18 protein-coding genes are annotated in these 22,149 nt (G+C 62.6%); 6 read left to right on the forward strand and 12 right to left on the reverse strand.

Translation table 11 applies throughout. The annotated features are described in order from the left end of the window. Nucleotides 1-161: 161 nt before the first annotated feature. Nucleotides 162-1,916, reverse strand: coding sequence for an alkaline phosphatase family protein (locus tag K8I61_12585; protein ID MBZ0272867.1), 1,755 nt, complete (start codon nt 1,914-1,916; stop codon nt 162-164). Nucleotides 1,917-1,967: 51 nt separating this feature from the next. Here K8I61_12585 and K8I61_12590 point away from each other — a divergent pair, with 51 nt between their 5' ends. Then, the gene (locus tag K8I61_12590) at nt 1,968-2,276 is read left to right on the forward strand and encodes a hypothetical protein (protein ID MBZ0272868.1); all 309 of its coding nucleotides are present in this window, start codon (nt 1,968-1,970) and stop codon (nt 2,274-2,276) included. Here K8I61_12590 and K8I61_12595 read toward each other — a convergent pair. Then, entirely contained in the window at nt 2,273-2,926 is a 654-nt protein-coding gene (locus tag K8I61_12595) for a uracil-DNA glycosylase family protein (protein ID MBZ0272869.1), read from the reverse strand. The genes K8I61_12590 and K8I61_12595 overlap by 4 nt on opposite strands. A 104-nt stretch (nt 2,927-3,030) precedes the next feature. Here K8I61_12595 and K8I61_12600 point away from each other — a divergent pair, with 104 nt between their 5' ends. Together K8I61_12600 and K8I61_12605 are read left to right on the forward strand one after the other, a co-directional pair. Further along, nucleotides 3,031-3,603, forward strand: coding sequence for an isochorismatase family protein (locus K8I61_12600; GenBank protein ID MBZ0272870.1), 573 nt, complete (start codon nt 3,031-3,033; stop codon nt 3,601-3,603). 101 nt (nt 3,604-3,704) lie between these two features. Continuing rightward, nucleotides 3,705-5,039 (forward strand): M23 family metallopeptidase, encoded by a 1,335-nt coding sequence (locus K8I61_12605; protein ID MBZ0272871.1) that lies wholly within the window; start codon nt 3,705-3,707, stop codon nt 5,037-5,039. 1 nt (nt 5,040) lies between these two features. Here the strand turns inward: K8I61_12605 and K8I61_12610 are convergent, their stop codons facing one another. From K8I61_12610 to infA, 4 genes are all read right to left on the reverse strand, one after another. Beyond that, nucleotides 5,041-6,672, reverse strand: a complete 1,632-nt coding sequence (locus K8I61_12610; protein ID MBZ0272872.1) for a tetratricopeptide repeat protein — start codon at nt 6,670-6,672, stop codon at nt 5,041-5,043. A 71-nt stretch (nt 6,673-6,743) separates the two neighbouring features. Continuing rightward, nucleotides 6,744-7,763, reverse strand: a complete 1,020-nt coding sequence (locus K8I61_12615) for an NAD-dependent epimerase/dehydratase family protein (protein ID MBZ0272873.1) — start codon at nt 7,761-7,763, stop codon at nt 6,744-6,746. Nucleotides 7,764-7,766: 3 nt separating this feature from the next. Further along, nucleotides 7,767-8,642, reverse strand: coding sequence for an acyltransferase family protein (locus tag K8I61_12620; protein ID MBZ0272874.1), 876 nt, complete (start codon nt 8,640-8,642; stop codon nt 7,767-7,769). 51 nt (nt 8,643-8,693) lie between these two features. Next, entirely contained in the window at nt 8,694-8,912 is a 219-nt protein-coding gene (gene infA / locus K8I61_12625) for a translation initiation factor IF-1 (protein ID MBZ0272875.1), read from the reverse strand. Nucleotides 8,913-9,155: 243 nt separating this feature from the next. Here infA and K8I61_12630 point away from each other — a divergent pair, with 243 nt between their 5' ends. Both K8I61_12630 and K8I61_12635 read left to right on the forward strand, forming a co-directional pair. Beyond that, nucleotides 9,156-11,414, forward strand: coding sequence for a hypothetical protein (locus K8I61_12630; protein ID MBZ0272876.1), 2,259 nt, complete (start codon nt 9,156-9,158; stop codon nt 11,412-11,414). A 27-nt stretch (nt 11,415-11,441) separates the two neighbouring features. Then, nucleotides 11,442-11,678, forward strand: coding sequence for a DUF2283 domain-containing protein (locus K8I61_12635; GenBank protein ID MBZ0272877.1), 237 nt, complete (start codon nt 11,442-11,444; stop codon nt 11,676-11,678). Between the two features lie 53 nt (nt 11,679-11,731). Here K8I61_12635 and K8I61_12640 read toward each other — a convergent pair whose 3' ends face one another. Genes K8I61_12640 through K8I61_12665 form a run of 6 tightly spaced genes read right to left on the reverse strand, consistent with a single transcriptional unit; the run spans nt 11,732 to nt 19,411 of the window. Further along, nucleotides 11,732-12,556, reverse strand: a complete 825-nt coding sequence (locus K8I61_12640) for a carbohydrate ABC transporter permease (GenBank protein MBZ0272878.1) — start codon at nt 12,554-12,556, stop codon at nt 11,732-11,734. Continuing rightward, nucleotides 12,553-13,431 (reverse strand): sugar ABC transporter permease, encoded by an 879-nt coding sequence (locus K8I61_12645; protein ID MBZ0272879.1) that lies wholly within the window; start codon nt 13,429-13,431, stop codon nt 12,553-12,555. Before K8I61_12645 ends, K8I61_12640 begins: the two co-directional genes overlap by 4 nt. Nucleotides 13,432-13,435: 4 nt before the next feature. Further along, entirely contained in the window at nt 13,436-14,770 is a 1,335-nt protein-coding gene (locus K8I61_12650) for an ABC transporter substrate-binding protein (GenBank protein ID MBZ0272880.1), read from the reverse strand. Then, nucleotides 14,767-15,870, reverse strand: coding sequence for a sn-glycerol-3-phosphate ABC transporter ATP-binding protein UgpC (gene ugpC / locus K8I61_12655; GenBank protein MBZ0272881.1), 1,104 nt, complete (start codon nt 15,868-15,870; stop codon nt 14,767-14,769). Before ugpC ends, K8I61_12650 begins: the two co-directional genes overlap by 4 nt. A 29-nt stretch (nt 15,871-15,899) precedes the next feature. After that, entirely contained in the window at nt 15,900-17,285 is a 1,386-nt protein-coding gene (locus K8I61_12660; GenBank protein MBZ0272882.1) for a hypothetical protein, read from the reverse strand. Then, nucleotides 17,282-19,411 carry a cellulase family glycosylhydrolase gene (locus K8I61_12665; protein MBZ0272883.1) on the reverse strand — a complete coding sequence of 710 codons (2,130 nt, stop codon included), beginning with the start codon at nt 19,409-19,411 and terminating at the stop codon, nt 17,282-17,284. The genes K8I61_12660 and K8I61_12665 overlap by 4 nt, the downstream gene beginning before the upstream one ends. Before the next feature lie 156 nt (nt 19,412-19,567). Between K8I61_12665 and K8I61_12670 the strand changes: the two genes are divergently transcribed. Further along, nucleotides 19,568-22,045, forward strand: a complete 2,478-nt coding sequence (locus K8I61_12670; GenBank protein ID MBZ0272884.1) for a hypothetical protein — start codon at nt 19,568-19,570, stop codon at nt 22,043-22,045. Nucleotides 22,046-22,149 lie beyond the last annotated feature (104 nt).

The raw sequence follows: 22,149 nt of genomic DNA on the forward strand, positions 1-22,149 counted from the left end.
CGCGATTCGGCGCGCCACGATTTTTCGGCGACGCTCATGAACCCTCCCTCATTGAGCAGAGCGATATTCGCACTGACAGGATCATTTTGTGTAGCAATTTTTGCTTTTCGGCGCGTCGCGCCGCGGTGTCTACACGGCGCATTCGACTTCGCAAACAACGTCTAACGTATCACCGGCGCTCCATCCATGATTTCGGGGATCGCAAGGCCGAAGTGCCGCAAAATCGAAGGGGCGATGTCGCGCAGACGCACGCTCGCGGCCTCCGGCGTGTTCGCGGAGGCGAAGAAGCCGGGAATCAATTCGGGATCGACGCCGCAGTGATCGGCGCGCCATCCGGAGTCATTCGGCGCGAACGCGGGGGTGCCGGTGCCGCCAAGCGAGCCCGCCCAGTCCACGCGATATCCGGATTCGAACCCCAGTACGAGATCGCCGGACGCCGCCATCGCGGTGCCCCAGTAGATCCGCCGCGCGTCGAAAACGCGACGCAGAACGCGCGCGCCAGTTTCCGGATCGCGCAGGTCGAGCAGGCGATCGGCAATCTCGGCGCGCAAAATCTCTGCCGGGCGACCGGGCGGCACGATGCCCGCGGCCTCGCGCCCCTCGAGGTTGAGATAAACCTTCGAGAGCCCAAGCGCGTAGGCACGCGATCGCCCCCAATCGACGCCGCTCCAGAGCACACCTCCCGGCGAAAGCGAGGAGAGACTCGGGTCGGCATCGCCGCCCTCGACGACGAGATAGCCCCAGTCGCGCAGGATGCGGTTGATGTTGACGCGCCGCGTCCACGGCGCGAAGCCGTGATCGCTCGCGAGCCACAGCGTCAGTTCCGGATGCTCGCGAACGATCGACCCGACCACGCCGTCAAAGCGCACAAGAGCGCCGGCGAGCGCCGCGCGGGCTTCCTCGGGCGCATTGTCGCCGAATCCGGCATGAGCGAGGCGGTCGAACAACTCAAGGTCGGCGAACACGAGATCGAGCGACGAATCCGCGAGCGCGTCGAAAATCGTCGATTCGACGAACGCGGATGTGCGTTCGCAGAGTTCGAGAAACGCGGGGAAGGGGATGTTGTCCTCGGCAAGCAGGAGATTCGGCTCCGGCCAACCCGAGACGGGCTGCGTCCCGTGCCGCGCACAAAGTTTCGCGCCGAAATCGGCCGGGCGAAATGCCGGCAGGCGGGTGTCTTCCGGATGTTCCCACACCGGCGTGACGACGAAAACCGGCACGTCACACGTGCCTGTCGGGCAAACCGCAAGCACGCCGCGCCGCCCGTTTTCAAGCCCGACTTCGATCCACGGGCCAAAGCGGTTTCCCGGAAATCGCACCTCGCCCGCGCGGAAGGAGTCTCCGTCGCGAAAGAGCGCGATGGGGTCCCGCGCGAGCGGAACGTCGAGCACATACGCCTCGCCCACGCGCCGAAGCGGATGCGTCCGCGTGCCGAACAGATCGTCGGATTCCTTCGCGCCGTCGCGGAAAATCGTTCCGCGTCCCCACGAGCCTTCCGCGTCCGGGATGCCAAGGCCGCTTGCCGCGAATGTCGCGGTTTCCGGCGCCGGGAACGTGCCCGGAAGGCGGATGAACGCGTGCCTCACGCCCGCGCGCGAAAGCGGCTCGCTGATCGTCGGCACGCGCAACGTCGGGGAAAAGCCCGCGTCGGTCACGTCGTAGAGAGCAATGCGCGGAAGGTAGGTCGCCGGATCGCGGTGCAGAAAATCGAAAATGCCATGTTTGCCGGGATTCGTCCCGGTCAACGCCTCGGCAAACGCGACCGGGCTTTCCGCCGGGCAGGACGTCGCCAACGGAACGCACGCGCCACCCTTCACCAGGCGCGCGATATTCGGCAAGAGGCCTCGCCCGAGCATCTCCGACACGAACGAAAACGGCGCGCCGTCGCAAAACAGAACGGCAAGCCGGCGCTTCACGCGGCTTCCGGCGCGCGTACCAACTCGACGCGCGCGTTTCGCGGCGCTAGCATGCCGCGCGACATGAACGGAGCCGAAACGAAAATCTGCGCGTCGTGCCTGACGCTTTTCACCGCGGGCGATACGTGCCCGGCGTGCGGCCGGGGCCTCGTGCCGCTGGGAATGTGGCGGCGGATGCGCGGCGAACCGATCGAAACCGAACCGGCGTCGGCGCGGGATTCCGCGGACGCCGATAACACCGCCGCGGCAACGGGCGCGATCGATGGCGCCGATCGTTCGCGATTCGTTCTCGGCATCTTTCTCGCCTCGCTCGCGTTTTTCATCGCCTTCCTCGCCGCGTACATCGTCACCGAACTCTAACCCGCATTCGCGGATCGCCTCGCGTGCCCGCACCGCAGGATATCGCGAACGCGCGCGCGCAATTCGGGAACCACCTCGGCCTCGAACCACGCGTGCGTCTTGAACCAATGCTGATTGCGCGGCGACGGGTGGGGCAGCGGCACGTATCGCGGCGTGTATTCCCGAAACGCGCGCACCGTTTCGGTCAGGCTCGCCTTTTGCCGATTGCCAAGATAAAGCCGGTGCGCGTACGTCCCCGCGAGAATCGTCAACTCGATATCCGGCATGCCCGCGAGAATGCGCGCAAGCCAGATATCCGAGCACTCGCGGCGCGGAGGCAAATCGCCGCTCTTGCCGCGCCCGGGGTAGCAATAGCCAGCGGGCACGATGGCGATGTGCGACACGTCGTAAAATGTCTGGCGGTCGACGTCCATCCACGCGCGCAGGCGGTCGCCGCTGGGATCGTTCCAGGGAATTCCCGTGGCGTGCACCTTCGTCCCTGGTGCCTGGCCGACGATCAGAATGCGCGCCGTGGCGCTCGCACGCAGGACCGGCCGCGGCCCGAGCGGCAACTCCGCCTCGCAGAGCCGGCATGCGCGCACCTCGGCCAGGAGAGCGTCGAGGTTCCCGGGGGCGTTTTCGATTTGTTGTCGCGGCGAGCGCCTGATCATACGGGCGAGTCTAGATTCGGCGGCGCGACACGCCAAGCGAGTCCGCGTTGCGTCGAGGAATCGTTCTGCTAAGATCGCGCCCGCATCGTGGAAAGGAAATCGACATGCCCGAATATGGCGAACTTGAAAACTCCCGCGCGTCCACCGCGCTGCTTATCGTCGACGTGCAGGAAAAGCTGTTCCCGTTCATCCACAACCACCAGGAACTCGAACGAAGTATCGTCAAGGTCGTGACGTTCTGCCGCCGCCTCGGCATTCCGGTTTTCGTCACCGAACAGTATCCGAAGGGACTGGGCACGACGATCCCCTCGGTGCGCGAGGCGATCGGCGACGCGTACAAACCGATACCCAAGACGGTATTCTCGTGCTTCGGCAGCCGCGAATTCGTCGACGCAATCGACGACGCGAACGTGGACGTCCTGACCGTCGTCGGCATCGAGACGCATATCTGCGTTCAGCAGACGGCGCTCGCGGGAATCTGGTCCGACGAACTCGAGGTGCAGATCCTTGCCGACGGCGTCGGTTCGCGAAAGCCGCTCGATCATCAGATCGGTATCGAGCGTCTGCGCGACGAGGGCGCCACGATCGCCACGATCGAGAGCTTCATGTACGAGATCCTGCTCGAAGCGAAAACGGACGATCACAAAAAGGTCTTCGACCTGTTAACGGATCGCTAGTGCGCCCGGGCGGATCGCGGCTTAAAGTAAAGTCGTCGCAAACATTGTCCAACTATCGATAATCCTTGCTTTTCATACGCACCGCGGGTTAACCTCTACCCATGCCACGCAAGACACCGCCCAAGACGCGGCCGGCCCGCCGGTCGACGTTCCTTTTGCGTGTCTTTCTGGTCGTTTTCGGCGCCGCGCTGATCTATGGCGAGCTGCGCGCGCTCAACTGGATCGAGCGCCGGGAGTTGCGTTCACGCGAGGCCGAGGCGCTCTGGGTGCCGCCCCCGGCGACGCACGTCGTTCGCGGCGGCGTCCTTTCGGGCGAGGCGATCGGCGCTTCCTTCGAACGCGCGGGCATCCCCGGCGTCACGGCCGGCGACATCATCCGCGAGCTTCGCGCCGAGGGCACCTTCGATTTTCGTCGCTGCCGCCCGGGCGATCCGTTTGCGGCGCGGATGTTCGACGACGGTTCTCTCGTCCGGTTCACGTACGTTCTCGATCCTCTGCGCCGCATCGTCATCGAGCGCGGCGACGATGGCGATCTATTCGCGCGGGTCGACGAGTTGCCGACCGAGACGGCGACCGTGGTCATCGAGGGTTCGATAACGTCGACATTTTACGAATCGATTCTCGGGCGCGGCGAGTTACCCCGGCTCGCGGGCAACGTCGTTCAGGTTTTCGAATACGACATCGACTTCGTGCAGGACGTGCGCGAAGGCGACCGCTGGCGGATCCTTCTCGAACGCGTCACGCACAAGGACGCGGTCGTCGACTACGGCCGGATTTTCGCGGCCGAATACGTCGGCAAACAGGCCGGCACGGTGAAGGGCTATTGGTTCGATCACGAGAATAAGGAAATCGCCGGCTTTTATAACGAGAAGGGCGAGCGCCTGAAAAAATTCCTGTTGCGCGCGCCGCTCGACGTCCTGCGCGTGACGAGCCGTTTCGGAATGCGTTTTCACCCGACACTCAAGAGTCGGCGCATGCACACGGGCATGGACTACGGCGCCCCGACCGGCACGCGCGTCTGGGCCGTCGCCGACGGAGTCGTCACGCACGCGGGGCGCATGGGCGGATACGGCAATCTCGTCGCCGTCAACCACGGCGGGCTGACATCGCGTTACGCCCACCTGTCGAAAATCCACGTTCGCCGCGGGCAACGGGTCAGTCAGCGCCAGGTGATCGGGCGCGTCGGATCGACCGGTCGCTCGACGGGACCGCACCTGCACTTCGAGCTGCTGCAGGGCGGCCGGCACATCAATCCGGCCAAGGTGAAGGTCGGCAATCCGACCAAAATCGACGCCAAGCTCATGCCGCGCCTTCGCGAGATCATGGCCGCCGCCGACGCGCGGATGGAATCGACGGCCGTGCTGGCGCCGGACCCCGCCGATAACGTCGCCGCCGGTGTGACGCCTGCCGCAAGCGCGGCCGAACCCGCCTCCTGAATCAGAGCCTCGCGAACGCCTCGCGAATCGCCGCCTCGCCCGATTCGGCAAGGACACCGGCGCCGAGCAACGAGCGCGCGTAGTTTGCGATCGCCGGCGTCGCCGATCGTTCGATCGCGCCGGCGACTACCAAGGCGGCGTCGTGCGGCCGTCCCTGTTGCAAACGGACCTTCACAAGATTGTCGAGCGTCTTTACATCGCCGGGGCGAAGCGCCAGCGCCCCGGAAAGAACCGAGGCGGCTTCGTCGAATTTATTCTGGCGTGCGAGCGTCGTGCCGAGGTTATTCATCGCCGGGGCGTGGCGCGGCTCGATTTCGAGCGCCCGCCGATAATGAGTCTCGGCCGCGGGAAGATCGCCGTCGTGCGCGGCGACGAGGCCGAGGTTGTAATACCCCAGCGCCCGGTCCGGGCGGTCCACAATCGCCTGATTCCAGAAAATTTCGGGACGGCTCCAGATCCGTGCGCGTTCAAACGTCGTCAGGGCCAGAACGCACGCGATCAGCATGAGGGTCGGCACCGCCACGTTGCCCGCGCGGCCCCCCAGAAGCGAGCGCGACAGATCGCCGAGCGCGATCGCGAAACCACAGAGCGGCAGGAGAAAATAGCGCTCCGCGATCGGCATGCCGATGGGCACGATGTTCGACGAGGGCAGGTAAGTCAGCCACGCGATCGCAAGCCCAAGCGAGGCTACGGGATGTTTTTGCCGCAAACGCCAGGCCGCAAACGGCAACCCGACGAAGAACGCGATCCCGATAAGAATGTGCGGCGCATCAATCGGTGCTTCGGGGAAAAAAATGCGCGCGTTTATCGGGAACAGGAAGCGCGTCACGTACACGCCCGGCGCCGCCAGCACCCGCAGCAGGTGTTCGCCGAGATTCCCCCCGGCGTCGATCTGGGCGACGCGGCCGACGAGCATCGTGCGGACGATGAAGTAGATCGCCGCGAACACGAACGTCAACGCGATAACGGGCTTCGCACCTCGACGGTCGATCGACGGATCGGCGGTCGCCGCCGACACCATCAGCACGAACGGCGCGACGACGCCCGTCTCCTTGAACAGCATGGCGATCAGCGCGAACAAGGCCGCCGCGAACATGTATCCGTCCCGGCGGCGGTCGACGCAGCGCATCCCGAATTGAAAGACCAGCACCGACGAGAGCAGCCAGACCGCGCACCAAAGCGTCGCCTGCGCGCTTACCCACGCCGCCGCCTCGGCGCTCATGGGATGGATGGCGACAAGGCTCGCGGCGAGGGCGGCGGCGCGATTGTCGCCGCCGCGTAAATACGCGACGAGGCTGTGGATGACGCCGACGACATTGAGAAACACCAGCAGCGAGAACACGTGATACCCGGACGGGTTCGCGTTGAAAATCGCGTGCTGGGCGGCATACGCGCTTGTCGCGAGCGGCCGATAGATCATCCGCGCCTGTTCGGGATGCGCGACAGCCGTCTCGGGGTTTGAGAAGAAGAAGGGAAGATTCGCGAGGCGCCGGATCGCCGGATTGTCGCGAACGTAATAGAGATCGTCGTAAATGAAATCGCCGGGGATCGCGCGCGCGTAAAGCAGCACGATCAGAAGGCCGATGAAAACGCCCGCGTAGCGGACGGTCGCGGGATCACGCGCCGGCGTCATGATCGGATGATGACATGAGCCGGGATTTGCCGCGACACCCGCGCGCGCTCGCTCGCGGAGCGGGCGGGGGCTCAGAAATCGATGTGCCCCGTGGGCTCATAGCCCAACACCCGCTGGGCTTTCGCCATATCCAGAAGGCACGTGTATTTCTGCCGTTCCTTGTCCACGTCGTAGTAGTACTGCGTCAAACCGAGCACGCGCTGGATCTTGTTGACGAACGGCAGCAGCGGCTCCGGAAGGCTGACGACGGGCGCGCCGGAAAGCTCGGCGATCGTGGAGATCGGCGCGGTGTCCGCTCCGGCGATATTGAAAATGCCGTGGGCGTTTTTCTTGAACAGCGAAAGCTGGATCGCCTGGATGACGTCCTTCATGTGCAGAAGGTTGATCATCGGATTGAAGCCCATCGTCTTCACAATCGGCTTGGAGTCGAAATACGCGTTGAGCTGCCCGTCCACCTTGCGCCCGATGATGTTGGACATCCGCAGGATGACGATGCGCATCGACTTGTTGTCCATCATCGAGCGGCAGATCATGTCCGCGTCCACGCGATCCTTCACCCACTGATCGGCGTTCGAGCCGAAATTCAGGTCCGCATTTTCGTCCAGGTAGATGGGGTTGTTCGGGCGAAGCTTGTAAACGACATCCGAGCTTTTGAAAACGAATTTGCGGATATGGCCCGACTCGATGCACGTTTCGAGAAGCGCCTTCGTCCCGAGCACGTTCAGCGCGTGCACATCCTCGCTGTGATACACGCGCGTCTTGAACGCCAGGTGCACGACGGCGTTGATGTTCGCCTCGACGAAGAGGCGCGAATAAAACAGATTTTTCAGCTCGCGGGCTTTCAGGATGTCGCAGGTGCGGTAGATGAAGTTGCCGCGCGGCGCGATGTCGTCCACCCAATACGGGCGATCCTGCTGTCCCACGCCCATCACCACGCCGACCTTCGGATCGCGGCAAAGATGCGTCGCCAGGTGTCGGCCGATCGACGTCGTCACGCCCGTGATGAGAACGTTGACCTTGTCGTTCGAACGCGGCGGCGCGCCCTTGCGGGGTCGCGTGGCAGGTACGGGGCTGGTGCGTTTGGCGGGCATTGTTTAAGCGAAAACCGATTGCCGCTCGTCCAGGCCGTGAACGATCATGTCCTGCACGATCATTTGCACGCGGTCGGCGAGCATCCGGATGCGTTCCGGATTGTTGATGGTTTCCGGGCCGTATTCCTCGTAGAGATGGATCGGCTCGCCGTACGTGACGTGGTAGCGGACCGGCATGGGGATCGCGCCGAGCGGTCCGAGCCAGGGGAAAAACGGCGTGATCGGGAAATACGGGAAGCCCAGCATGCGCGCAAGCGGCTTGATGTTGCCGATCATGGGCGCCTGCTCTTCGGGACCGATGATGCTGACGGGCACGATCGGCGCCTTGTAGCGAAGCGAAAGTTCGACGAATCCGACATTGAACCGCAAGAGCTTGTAGCGCTCGGAAAACAGCTTGCCCGTTCCCTTGGCGCCCTCCGGGAACACCGCGAGAAGCTGATCGTGGCGAAGCAGGTCCTCGAAGTTGCGCCGCGCGCCGACGACCTGTCCGACGCGGTTGAAAAATACGTTCACGAACGGAAGGAAGCCGGCGAAATTATCGACCATCGCGCGGAGCACGCGCGGCTTTTTCATGCGGAACAGAACATCGACCGCCAGCATCGAGGCGTCGATCGGAATCACGCCCGAATGGTTCGGGGTCAGGATCGCGCGCCCGCACAGGGGAACGTTTTCGATTCCCTTCGAGAGCACGCGAAAATAATACTTGTGAAGATAGCTCGCGAACGCAAACGCGAGGATGACGGATTCCTTTTCCATCCCGAAATGGTCGTAGCCGAAGCCGTTGTCGTCGGCCTCGATGCCAAGGAGGTGCTGGAACTCCTGGTCGGACAGGAGCTGCTTGGCGAGTTTGACGGCGGCTCGGCGCTGCGTTCGTGTCATGGTCGATTCGATCGTGTCTCGCGCCCGAAGGCCGGGGCGAAAGCCGCGGTATCAGCGTTTTCGGAAAATGATGCGTCCGCGGGACAGATCATACGGGGAAAGCTCCACCGTGACCTCGTCGCCCGGAATGATCTTGATTCGGTATTTGCGCATCTTGCCCGTCAGATGGACGAGCGCGTTGTGCCCGTTTTCGAGCTCCACCCGAAACATCGCGTTCGGCAGGGCCTCCGTGACGCGCGCCTGAACCTCAATGGCTTCTTCCTTTGGCATTCGGCCTCACAAAAAAACCGGGTCGCCCGCCGCGTCGTTTCCGGCGCGGATTGGGGACCAGCGGCAAATGATTTTGAACAAGCCGGCGAAAATCGCCGAAATGGTTGCGCATCGTTTAGCGCATTTCGCGCCTCCTGTCGAGCGAATCCGCGCCCCTATGCTTTGTGGAATCCGCTGGAATTTGGTAAATTCATGCGCCTTTAATTGGGAGCATGTTCGCGCTTTTTGCGCGAATACAAACCGATGCGCACAAATCATTCCGCGTGGATCGCGATATTCATTTTCGCGCTCGCCGCCATCGTATCCGGCTGCGGTTGTGGCGACGATGACGATGACGACGGAACGCCTTCCTACAATTCTCCGACGCCGCCCGACGATGACGCGCCGGACGACGATGGTGTTGACGACGACACCGGCGACGATGACTTCGATGACGACAGCTCCGATGACGACGTCGATGACGATAGCGACGACGACGCCACGGATGACGACGACGCATCCGATGACGACACCGGCGACGACGATACCGCTGATGACGACACGTCCGACGACGACACCGGCGATGACGACACCGGCGACGACGATATCGAAGGCGTGACCATCGTCTTTGACCGTGCCGATCCCGACTTCTGGGCGTTGCCGTTCCCGAGCGATCTGCATCTCGATCCGGACGGCACGCTCGCCGTTCAGAACTTCCCGAATCCCCGAAACTCGCCGGTCATCGCGCGCTATCTCGATGTCGGCGATCGCGACGTATCCGGCTTCGGGACAAACGGCGCGACGTTTTTCCAGTTCACCGGTCCCATCGATCCGGCGACGCTGCCGGCCGACGAAATCGAGTCGCTGCAAACGGCCTCGCCGGTCTTCCTGGTCAGCGTCGATCCCGACGCCGCGGATTTCGGCGCACGTTATCCGCTCCAGTTCAAATTCAGCGAAAACGCGTCCGTTTATGGCCCGCCGAATTTCCTTTCGATCCTGCCGGTGCCCGGAGTCGCGCTGTTGCACGACACGACCTACGCGGTGGTGCTGACGACCGATCTCCTTGATCCCGACGGCGAGCCGCTCGTCTCCAATCCAACCGTGAAGGCGGCTCTTGCCGGCACGGCCGCCGATGCCGAATTGAACGCCCTTTTCGCGCCGCTGGCCGGGTGGCTGACCGACAACGGATATTTTTTCACGGAAATCGTGGGCGCGACCGTTTACACGACTTCCGATCCGCGCCCGCGCTACGCGGCGCTGCGCGACGATGCCCTGACGCAAGACCTCGACCCCATCGATCCGGGAACGCTGTCGTTCGAGCGCGCACAAACGCGCTATTACGACGTGCGCGGCGAAGTCGAAATCCCGATCTACCAGCAGGGAGATCCGCCGTACCTTTTCGCCGGCGGCAACATCAAATACGACGCGAACGGCGATCCGGAATTATATTCTACGCTGACGACACGCTTTGCGCTTTCGATCCCCAAGGGCGACATGCCGCCAGGCGGCTGGCCGATCATGGTCTACAGCCACGGTACGGGCGGCGACTGGGACAGCTTTATGAACAGCGACCAGACTGCCGACCTCATGGCGCACGCCGGCATCGCGGTCGTGTCCATCGACGCGGTGAACCACGGCACGCGCAATCCGTGGGGTGGCGGCGAGGACTTGTTGTTTTACAACGCGCTCAACCCCGAGTCGTTCCGCGACAACGTCGTGCAGTCGGGCGTCGAACTCATGGTCGTGCTGCGCCAGGCGGCGGACCTCGTGGTGCCCAAGGAGCTGATCGGGATTTCGAACGACGCGATTTTCGACATGGAATACGCGTATTACGCCGGGCATTCGCAGGGGTCCACCGTCGCGCCGGTGACGGTGACACTCGATCCCGATATTCGCGCCGCGTTCCTGTCCGGCGCGGGCGCGTACATCATCTACACGATGCTTTACAAGGACGCGCCGTTCCCGATCCGGCCGCTCGTGGGGCTTGGCCTGTTCCTGAACGCGCAGGAGATGGCGGCGGAACTTGACGAGTTCCACCCGGCGCTGTCTCTCGTGCAGCACCTCGCGGATTCCGTCGACGGCGCGGGGCTGAACCGCTACTACTACCTGGACACCATCGACGGCTCACGCCCAAAGCACATCTTCCAATCCCAGGGCATCACGGATACCTACGTCACCTGGCAAAACGAGCACGTCTTCTCGGTGACTTCCGGGCTCGACGTCGTCGGCGACGTGCTGCTCGACGACCTCGCGTGGCGAACGCTGCTGGCCGGCGGCCAGTTGCTCGAGGATGCCGGCATCAGCGGCAACGAGTTCGATCTGCACGGGAACCCGATGACGGCCGTCACCGCGCAATACCCCGCCCCCGAAGGCGGGCAGGACGGGCATTTCGTCTACAAGTATTTCCCGTCGCTACGTCACCGCGTGGGCTGCTTTTTCAAAACCGATCTCGAGGACGGCATCCCGACCTTCGTGCCCGAGCAGGAAGCCGGGTCCGAGGACCAATACGCGCCGTGTGACTAGCGAGAATCGAGCGAACGAATTGCGGAAATCGCGATGAGCCTACGCTTTGAATACGACCGTGACGGAGACATTCTCGCGATCTCCCGTTGTCATCCGTACGCCCAACAGGTTTCAGAAGAGTTGGGCGACGACATCGTCGTACGCTTGAATCCCGCATCGGGCGCGGTCGAGGGTATCGAATTGTTGTTTTTTTCAGCCAGGTTCCAGGCGACGGATCGATTCGAAATCCCGATCGACGCCATCTTAACATTGAGCGCAATCTGACGGCGATCTGAATCTGTGAAATCTGTGAAATCTGTGGATCCAGTTCCGATCCGCTATCCCTTAACACTCCCCGCCAGGACGCCGCCCGCGAACCAGCGCCCCAGTAGCACGTAGACCGCGAGCGTCGGCACGCTCGCGATCAGCGCGCCGGCCATCTGCGTGTTCCATTGGCTGATCATCGATCCCGACAGGTTCTGCAGCGCCACGGTCACGGGCTGCGTCGCGGGGCTCGATGTCAGCGTCACCGCGAATAAAAACTCGTTCCAGATATTCGTGAACTGCCAGATCGCGACGACGATGAAACTCGGCAGGCTGATGGGCAGGAAGATGTGGCGGTAGATGCCGATGATTCCCGCGCCGTCCACGCGGCCCGCTTCCACCAACTCGTTCGGGATCGTCGCGTAGTAGTTGCGGAAAATCAGCGTCGCGATCGGCAGGCCGTAGACCACATGCACGAGCACGAGCCCGGCGATTGAATCGTAGAGCCCGACCGCGCGCATGAACGTCACAAGCGGAATCAGGATGCTTTGATAGGGGATGAACATCCCGAACAGCAGCAGCGTGAACAGCAGGTTCGAGCCGCGAAAACGCCACTTCGAAAGCACGTAGCCGTTGAGCGATCCGGCAAACGACGATAGCAGCGTCGCGGGGATCGTCAGCAAAAGGCTGTTCACGAGTCCGCCCGCCAATCGTCCGAACGCCGTACGGAATCCATCCGCCGATATCGCCGCCGGCAGCGCCCACATGGGCGAGGCCTGCGCCTCGGCCAGCGTCTTCGCGCCCGTGGAAAGCATCACGTAGATCGGCATCAGGAAGAAAAGCGCCGCCGCGCCAAGCGTCGCGTACACGGCGAATCGGCCGATCGCGCGCGTCGTCATCGCGCGTCCATTTTTCGCGCGTACACGAGGTACGGCACGATGACCGCCGCGACCATGACGAGCATCACGATGCCGATCGCCGCGCCGCGCGCGAACTGATCCGCGCGGAACGTCGCCTCATACATGAAGATGCCCGGCACATCCGTCGCCCGCGCCGGGCCGCCCTGGGTCATGACATAGATGAGATCGAAGATCTTCAGGCTGATATGCCCGAGGATGACGATCGCGCCGATTGTCACCGGCCAAAGCTGCGGCAAAAGGATATGCCGGAATATTTTCCACTCGCTTGCGCCGTCCAGGCGAGCGGCCTCGCGGATTTCGCCGGAAATCCCCTGCATTCCGGCGAGGAACTGCGCCATCGTGAAGCCCGCCATCTGCCAGACCGCCGCCAGCGCGACGCACGCGAGCGCCATGCGCGGATCGGTGATCCAACCCCAGCGCGCGGTGTCGAACCCGATGGCCACGAAAAGCCGGTTGATGCCGGACGTCGGGTTGAAGATCCACACCCAGATCGTCCCCGTGACGACAAACGAGATCGACATCGGAAACAGGAAGATATTTCGAAAAATGGCGTGGCCGCGAAGGCGCGCGTCGAGCAGCGCGGCGAGCAAAAGTCCAAGAAACAGGTTGCCGGCGAGGAACAGCGCGGTGAACGCGCCGGTATTCACCAGGTCGCGCCGAAAGCGCGGATGATCGAAAAGGCGCTCGTATTGCCCGAATCCCGCGAACGACCAGTCCGGCGTCAACGTGTTCCAGCCCGTCAGGGATATCCACGCGGACACGCCGATGAAGCCATACACGAACACGAGCGCCGCCGCGACCGACGGCGCGAAGACGCACGCGGCGACAAGGCGATCGCGACCGGCGCCTTTCACGCGATCATTCCGAAATACCCGCGTCCTTCGCCGCGGCCATAAGCGCCTTGGCCGTCGCCGCGACGTTTTTGCTTTGCAGGAACACGGAAAGCTCGTCGTTCAATGCAATGACAAACGCCTCGCGCACGGCTGATCCGTGGGCCGCGCTCGGCACAAGCGTGTCTTTCGCGAAGTCGGCCATCGTCTGCCGGGCGATCGCGTCGAACGCATCCATCGGCGCGTCTGTCCGCGCGGGGATGGAACCTTTTTTGACGTTGAACGCGACCTGTCCGTCGATCGATCCGATGATCTCAAGCAGGTTTCTTGTCGCCTCCGGATTCGGCGCTTTTTTCGGGAGGCCGAAGGTGTCGGTCACGACGATGAATTGCCCCACGGTTCCCGGCGCCGGCACCGCGCCGTAGTCCACGCCCGCCGTCCAGCCCTGCGCGAGAAAATAGCCCTTGGCCCAATCGCCCATGACCGTCATCGCGGCCTTGCCTTCCTGCACCAGGCCGCACGCCTGATCCCACGTCAACGCGGAATGATCGGCGTTGACGAATTCCATGAGCGCCGCAAGGCGCTTCAACGCTTCTTTCACGGCGGCGGAGTCGAAAGGCGTCTTTCCCGCGAACAGATCGCGGTAGCCGTCCGGGCCTGCGGCGGCCAGCAACAGGCCCTCGAACAGGTGGAGCGTCTCCCATTTGTTGCGCGACCCGAGAGCGAGCGGCGTGATGCCCCGGGCTTTCAGGATTTTGGAAACGCCGATCATCTCCTCGAGCGTCCCCGGCGGCGAAAGCCCCGCGTCGTCGAAGACCTTTTTGTTGAACCAAAGCACGTTTCCGCGATGCACGTTCGACGGCACGGAGTAGATGGAACCCTCGTGCGTCACCATATCGAGAAGCTGCGCGGGGAACTTGTCGCGCGGGATGCGCGATTCGAACAAATCGTCGAGCGGAGCCATGTAGCCCGTCTTCACCCAACCGTCGATCAACTCCGAGCCGCCGTGCACCTGAAACGTCCCCGGCGCGTCCCCGCCAAGCATGCGCGTTTTCAGCACCGCCTTCGCGTTCGTGCCCGCGCCGCCGGCGACCGCCGCGTTTTCGACCGCCGTGTTCGGGTACTTCGCCTCAAACAGACGGATCAGTTCCGCGAGACCGTCCGCCTCGCCGCCGGCCGTCCACCACGAAAAAATGACCAGGTTCTCCTTCGCGGATTCGGGCGATGCGGAGGAACCCGGGTCCGCGGGCGGGGATTGCGGCGCGGGCGCCTTCTCGCCAACCGCGACACGTTTTTGCTCGCACGCCACAAGCGCGACGCAAACCGCGAGCGCGAAAACGAATCCGAAAACGATGCGTCTCATGTTCCCTCCGGATAGCGGGGCGACGCGATCGCCGCGCCGGTTTGTTTGTCGAAAAGCCGGGTGTGTTCCGGGTTGATGAAAAACGTCGTCGTCTCGCCCGGACGCACGGGGTATCCCGCGGGCACGAGCGCTGAAATCGTCTGCCCGTCAACGCTCGCGAAAACGAGTATCGACGCGCCGAGCGGCTCGAGAATGTCCACGCGCACGCGCACCGGTCTGTAACGCTCGTCGTGATCGGCGATCGCCCGGATATTCTCGGGGCGAATGCCGAGCACGCGTTCGCCGAGGGCCGATTCGGCCGCGCCCGGCAGCGGCAAATCGAATCCCTTCGCGCGCGCAGAGATACCGCCATCGCCGCGTTCGATATTCACATCCAGAAAATTCATCGCCGGGCTTCCGATAAACGAGGCGACGAAGAGATTGTTCGGGCGATCGTAGATTTCGAGCGGCGTTGCGATCTGCTGCGCCACGCCCTGGTGCATCACCGCGATGCGTCCGGCGAGCGTCATCGCCTCCATCTGGTCGTGCGTCACGTAGATGCTCGTCGTCTTGAGGCGCTCGTGCAGGCGCTTCAATTCCAGGCGCATCTGCACGCGCAGCTTTGCGTCGAGGTTCGAAAGCGGCTCGTCGAAAAGAAACACGCGCGGATCGCGCACCATCGCGCGCCCCATCGCCACGCGCTGCCGCTGCCCGCCGGAGAGTTGCGCGGGTTTGCGGCCAAGCAGCGGCTCGAGCTCCAGCACGCGCGCCGTCTCGCGCACGCGGCGGTCGATTTCGCCGGCCTCCGTTTTCTGCATGCGCAACGCGAACGACATGTTTTTGTAGACCGTCATGTGCGGGTAGAGCGCATAGCTCTGAAACACCATTGCCACGCCGCGATCCTTTGGCGCCGCGTCATTCACGACACTGCCGCCGATGCGAATCGTCCCGTCCGTCACCGCTTCGAGCCCCGCCACGAGGCGAAGCACGGTCGATTTGCCGCAGCCCGACGGGCCGACGAGCACGAGCAACTCGCCATCCTCGACCGCAAGCGACATGCGATCGACGACGAGCGTCTCGCCGAATCGCTTGGTGACGTTGTCGAGTTCGACGCGAGCCATAATGTCCCGGCGCGGCGGGCGCGCCGCGGCTAGAAGCGGATGATCATCGAACCCTGAGCCTGGCCGAGCGGCTCGGTTTCGCCCTGGTCGATTTCGTTGACGAGCATCGCGCCCGCGCGTCCAGGCAGCATGCCGCCGCCGATCAGATGAAAGAGCACGTGCTCTTCGTACGGCGCGAATTCGAGACCGATCTGCCCCTCGACGCCGAGATAAAGTTCATCGTCCGTCGCCGCGCCGTCGAGCAGCCAGCCCGCGCCGCCGACAAGTAGCAGCCGAAATGCGTGTCCGAGATCCAGCTTGACGGACTGATCCGCGACGACAAGCCCCGCGCCCTGCGCCGCCGCCCGTTCGTCGATATTGTCGTAGTGATCGGAAAGCCAGTTGAGCGTCAGGATCATCGTGCGGCTTTTCGACCACCCGGAATACGACGAAAATGCGGTGTCGTATTGATCCTGCCGATCGCCGTCGTCCGACGTGAACGCCAGCGCGCGCTCCTCGAGCGTCACCGCACCGAATGTCAGCGTCAGACCGAGCTGCGACGCGGCCGCGAGGATGCTGACGTCGCGATTATCGAGCCCCGCGCGCTCGTGCACGCCCCACTGGCCGACGAGATCCCACTCCAGGCGCACGGTGTCCGACGGCGTCCAGACCGTGTTCAGAAGCGGGTTCGCGACAAAACGCGGGCGGTCGATCTCCGTCTTGTCCCAGCGCGTCCACACCGCGGGTTCGATCGTGAAGCTTCCGTGCTCGTGAAACCGCGCGCCCGCACCGAGAACGAACGCGTCATGCTCGAAGTTGTTACGCGCCAGGCGGTCGCCGTCGCGCGCGAATGCCAGGCCTTCGTAGGTCGTGTCCGGTACCTGCCCGGCCACCGCGTAAATGGTTGTCGCGCGGCTGGGGTTGTACGAAAGCAGCCCCGCGCCCATGTAGCGGTCGAGCACGAGATGCGTCGGATCGTGCAGGTACATATACCCCGTACGTAGTCCAACCCCGCCGCCCGGCGTCGTCACCTCGCCCCAGACCTCCTTGTGACGCATCACCGGTCCGTTGGCCGCGTTCGGATCGCGAACGTCAAGGTCGTTCGCGCTCCACACGTTTTCACCGACCTCGAACTCGTAGCGGATCGCGACGGGCGCCGCCGGCCGCCACGTGATTCCCGGGCGGAAGGTCGTCAGCACATATCCGCTCGTCTGCCCGTTGTCGTCGTACAGCGGCGGGGTGCGGTCGAAATCGCGATCGTTCGCGACGAACACGTACGTCTGGAAAAACAGGTCGAAGCTCGGCGCGAGGGGGTTGACCTCGACGACATCCGCCGGGCGCACGCGATCGGCCATCGGGTGATCGGAGTCCTGCGCGAAAGCGGTGCACGCGAGAACGCAAACGAGAAGCGCGGCAAGCGCGATACGCATGGTCATCGTCCCGGCCCCTCGCGAACGGTGTCGCCGTCGAAGAAATAATCCCACGCCGGGTTCTGCCAATTCGAATACGTCGGATGAACGCGCAGCGCGTGCGTCGTGTCGGGATCGTCCGCGGCCGGGTACCAGTACACGACGAAGCGCTCGGGATCGTAATCGGCGCGGCCATCGGAAATCTCCAGGTAGAAACCGTCCGGATATTGCAGCGGCGGCACGAAGATCTCGGTCGGCGCATCGGTCTCCTTGCTCTCCATCTCCATGGCGAACTCGAGGTACGGCGTCTGTTCGCCGTCACGCGGCTCGAAATAGTGCATCGGCGAGTGGAAATGCATCGAAAGCAGTCGCCCGCTCGTGAAGCGCGGCGCCGTGCGCGAATACGCAATCCATGCGCGCGGTTTGCGATCCGGCCCGAGGATCGAGAAATCTTCCTTGTTCCATCCGTCGCCGTTCACCGGATCGTTTTCTGGCGAGTAGCACCACAGCATGCGGTGCAAAAGCAGTTCCTCGTACGCTTCGTAATACGGATTCAGCACGGCCGACGAGACGATGTATTTGTTTTTCATCGACTCCTCGATGCCGCCGAAGTTGTAATACGTGCCGAATTCTCCGAGCACCACGGGCGGCTTGCCGAGCGAAAAGTCGACCGAGCTGACCGCGTCCTCGATGCCCGGCAGGTAATCGCGGAAGCGCTTTTCGTCGACCGTGAACTCGCGCGGCGGCACGTTGAAGCCGAGCTCCGGGTAGATGTCCGTGTAGAAATGCGGCGCGTACGCGACCGAGTTCAATCCCGCCGGACGCAACATCGGCTCCGCCCAGAAACCCGCGATGCCGCGATCCGGCAGCCCAAGCACCTGCTCGATGAAGATCGTCGCATCCGGGTCCGCCTCCTGGATCGCCTTCCCGACGCGCTCATGGAACGGCTGCATGTAATGGCGGTTGAAGTTCGTGTTCAGCGCGAGCACGGCGTTGACATCAGGCCGATAGGGCGCCGCGGATTTCTCGTCCGGCGCGAATCCCCGCGCGCGCATGTCGGCCAGGCGCTTGGGAAGCAGATCGTAATCGACCCACGTGGCGCGCAGCAGCTCCGCCTGATCGAGCGACATGCCCCGGTCCATCAGCGTTTCGATGAATCCGTCGAGAACCGAAAGCGCAAGCGCCTCGTCAAGGTCACCCGCGGGCGCGGACTTTCCGGCCTCGTAGAGCAGGGCGTAGAGCGTCAGCGCGATGAACACGCCGCCCGGCTCGTTCATCACATCGTAGCCGATGACATTGCGATATCCGCCGACGCGCGCCGCGACCTGCCGCCAACTTTCGGCGTACGCCTCCTGCAGGTAGTCCTTAACGTTCTGCTCGCCGATATAATAGCCCGGCCACACGGCGTCGCCCGCGAACAGCGCCGCGAAGCAGCGGTTGATATCCACGCTCGTGCCCATGTTGATGAACCAGCTCGTGAACGGCAGCACGTCGCTCGTGGCGGTCGCGCTCGACACCTCCGTCCACGGCAGGCCCCACTCCGGCCCGTCCACGTTCTTCTCCGGCAGGCACGTCTGCACAACCCAGCGCGGGGCGCCGTCGCCGCCGACGCGGTTGTTGAATCCGTATGGCTCCGCGCGCTCGATCTCGTCCGGATCGACAAGCCCCATCTGATCCGTGCCGTCGTCGAACATGCGGAATAAAAAGCGCGAGAACATGTCCTGGTGCATGTCCATCAGCACGTAGATGCCGTGCTCTTCCGCCTTGGCGACGACCTTTTCGATGTAGTCCAGGTACTCCAGGTCGTATTCGCCCTTTTCGTACGGCTCGATCGCCTCCCACATCAAGAGCAGGCGGATCGAATTGAATCCGAGCTTTCGCAGCATCTTGAAATTCGCGTCTGCTTCTTTAAGCGGAAACGGCTTGCCGACATAGCTCACCGGGTCCGTCACCGCCGGCACCTTCGTGGAGCCCGAGAGGTTCACGCCGTTGATGTAGAGGTAACGTCCGAAATCGTCGCGGAAAAACGTCTGATCCACGTGGATCGGCGACATCGAGGCGTCCGCCTGGTCCTCGAAATCGTAATGGTCGTCGCACCCCGCCGCGAAAATCGCGCAACACACGGCCAGAGCCGCGAAAAAGCCCCGCTTCATGGCACGCACCCCGAAATGGAAAAAGAGCGCGCGCATCTTAGCACAGCGCGCGGGGGAGGGAACGGCCAGTCGGCGACACGATCGATGCTGTACTCGGTGGACGCTGGACGCGTGCGCGGGTACTCTTGTCCAAGGTATTCGTGGTTGGGTGGCACAATGGCGGTTCATCCTTATTCGTTTGGGATCGATCACCTGTCCCGGCACGAAGGATATTTGCGCGCTGTTCAATTTCTGTGGCTTTCCTTCGGCGTGTTGATCGTGGCGTTCCCGATCTCCGGTTGCGTCGACGCATCAACAACCGACGACGCAATAACCGACGATGACGATGACGTCTTTGACGCAAACGACGGCGCAAGTGACACGGTGTCCGGGCCGGACGACGACGATGCGTTTGACGATGACTACGCCGACGACGATCGATTCGATGACGACAGCGACGACGACAGCGACGACGATACCGATGATTCCATCTTTCCCTTTACCTGTACTCCGATTTCTGATCCGCAACCGTCGCTCGGAATCTGTTCCTCCTACATGCAAAGAAGCGGGTCGCCATTTCCGGGGGAGCATTGCGCCATCGCCGCGCGGAGTGGAAGCGATCTGGGCGCGGAAATTCAGCAGGCGCCGGACGGTACACTCTATGCGCTCGTAAATAGCGGCGGCGAGCTCCGTCTATATGAAATTGAGTCTGAAACGAAATCCGCGGCACCCGGCGCCTTCGAACCTCGCAAGTTCGAAATTCTTGCGTCGAACGTCGTCGTCGCCCGCTTTGCGATAAGCGACAACGGTTTGTTTCATGTCGTTTACAGCGGCGCCGCACGCGAATTGAAGTATGCCGTCGGTTGTTTTGGCGGCCAATGGGACACATTCGAGATATCCAAAAACGGGCCCGTTTACCAATACAATTTGGCGATCGCGGTAGGACGCGATGGCATTCCGCACATCGCTTGGCAGAGCAGTAGCGGCTTCGATCTTCGGTACGCAACCCCGACTCCGCCTGATTTCGATTCCTGGCCAGTCGAAGTTCTGAGGGATTTCCAAGGGTGGTCGCCATTTTTTGCAGCGTTCGCGGGAGTCCATATCGACATCGCCATTAACGCTGGTGGCGACGTTCACATCGCATCTTTGTCGGACTTCGGTTTTTGGGTAAACCTGGAACACCTTTCGAAATCAGATGCGAACTGGACGAACGAAACGATCGATTTCGGGGCGATCTCTCATCCGAAAATGCTGCTCGGAGACAAACAAGGAGAGATCGCGCTCGTCTACGTATCGGGTTGGGGCGCTTCGGACGCAAGAAGCTGGATCGCTGTATTTCAAAATGGAACGTGGCGCCGTTTCGGTATCGACCGCTTTTTTTACGACCGCGATCTCGACAATATCGGCACGGCTGAGTGGGGAAGCGCTACGGCCGCCATCGCCTACCTGGACGAACAGTCCGGGGCGCAGCTGGGTTCGCGACTTTGGAAAACGGAATTTGGTCCCTCGGGCAAAGCAAAGACGTTAGTTCGCGAATGGCCGGTCGGAACGGATCCGAACTTTCTTTTTTATGCGGGCGATCTCTCGGGCGACTGGGCGGTGAGCTACTTCGAGTGGATCGAAGGGCCGATGTTGTTGCGTTCCACGGGCTCGGGAACGTCGGTGAACTCGTTGACCGATCAGCCGTTCTACCAAACCATTGATTTTGCTTTCGGTCCGTCGGGCGAGATCATGCTCGCGGCCGTCGCGGGTGACGACACGATTCGATATATCGGCAATCCGAACGACGAATGGATCGGCCAGATCGTCGGATACGCCGATTCAACGCAGCTTGATCGAATCTCGATTGCGGCGGACCAAGGCGGAAATGCACACATCGTATACAGGGACGGGGAGCACCTCGTCTATTCGACAAATTCCTCAGGTGACTGGCAAGGCGAATCCATTAATTCGTCTCTCGAACACCCGGTCGCGTCGCAAGGCTTCGTCGCCGTGGACTCGCATGACGAGATCTATGTCGCGTTTTCCGATGATGCCGCCGGCGCCTGGCACATGGCGCATCGACAGGCCGGCAACTGGAGCTATGAACCGATCCCGCATGTCGGAACGGGACTCGTCGCGGATTTCGTTTTCGGTCCGGACGACGTCGCGTACATCGCTTACAAACGATACGATGACGCAAACTTGGGCTCATATCTCATTGCGAAAACCGGTTCACGGTGGCCGCCGTTGTTCCGCTACCCGAAGGCTTTCGGACGCGCACATCTGGCGACGGACGAACATGGGCACATTCATCTCGTCTTCAACGCCGTCACGGCATCGGGTTTCGGCGAACACATGTTTTATGCGTCTAATCGAACCGGCGCCTTCACGCTTCAGTCTTTCGATAATGCCACTGAGTCTTTTGTCGCGTGGGATTCCAACCGTAGTGTCGCCGTCATCTACCGCGAATGTCTGGACAGACTCGAAATCGACGATGCGCTCAACGTCGTCGCCGATTCGGCGCCTTGCCCGTTCCGTTCGACTTATTTTCGCGACGAAATAAACGGGGTCGCCGTCGACTCCACCGGCACTCAGCACGTGATCGTCGGGGGGCCTGCTGGAGAAGCGCCCGGAATCGGGTATGTCCGCGTGTATCCCCCGACGGCGCCGTGACTTAGAAAAAATTCGACACGGCGACAACGATGATGGCACATCGTGAACCTTGTGCGGCTTCCTTTGCACTTCGCGCCGCACATGGAAGGCTTGCGCCGCAAATC

This window comes from bacterium, assembly GCA_019912885.1.
Taxonomy (GTDB): domain Bacteria; phylum Lernaellota; class Lernaellaia; order JACKCT01; family JACKCT01; genus JAIOHV01.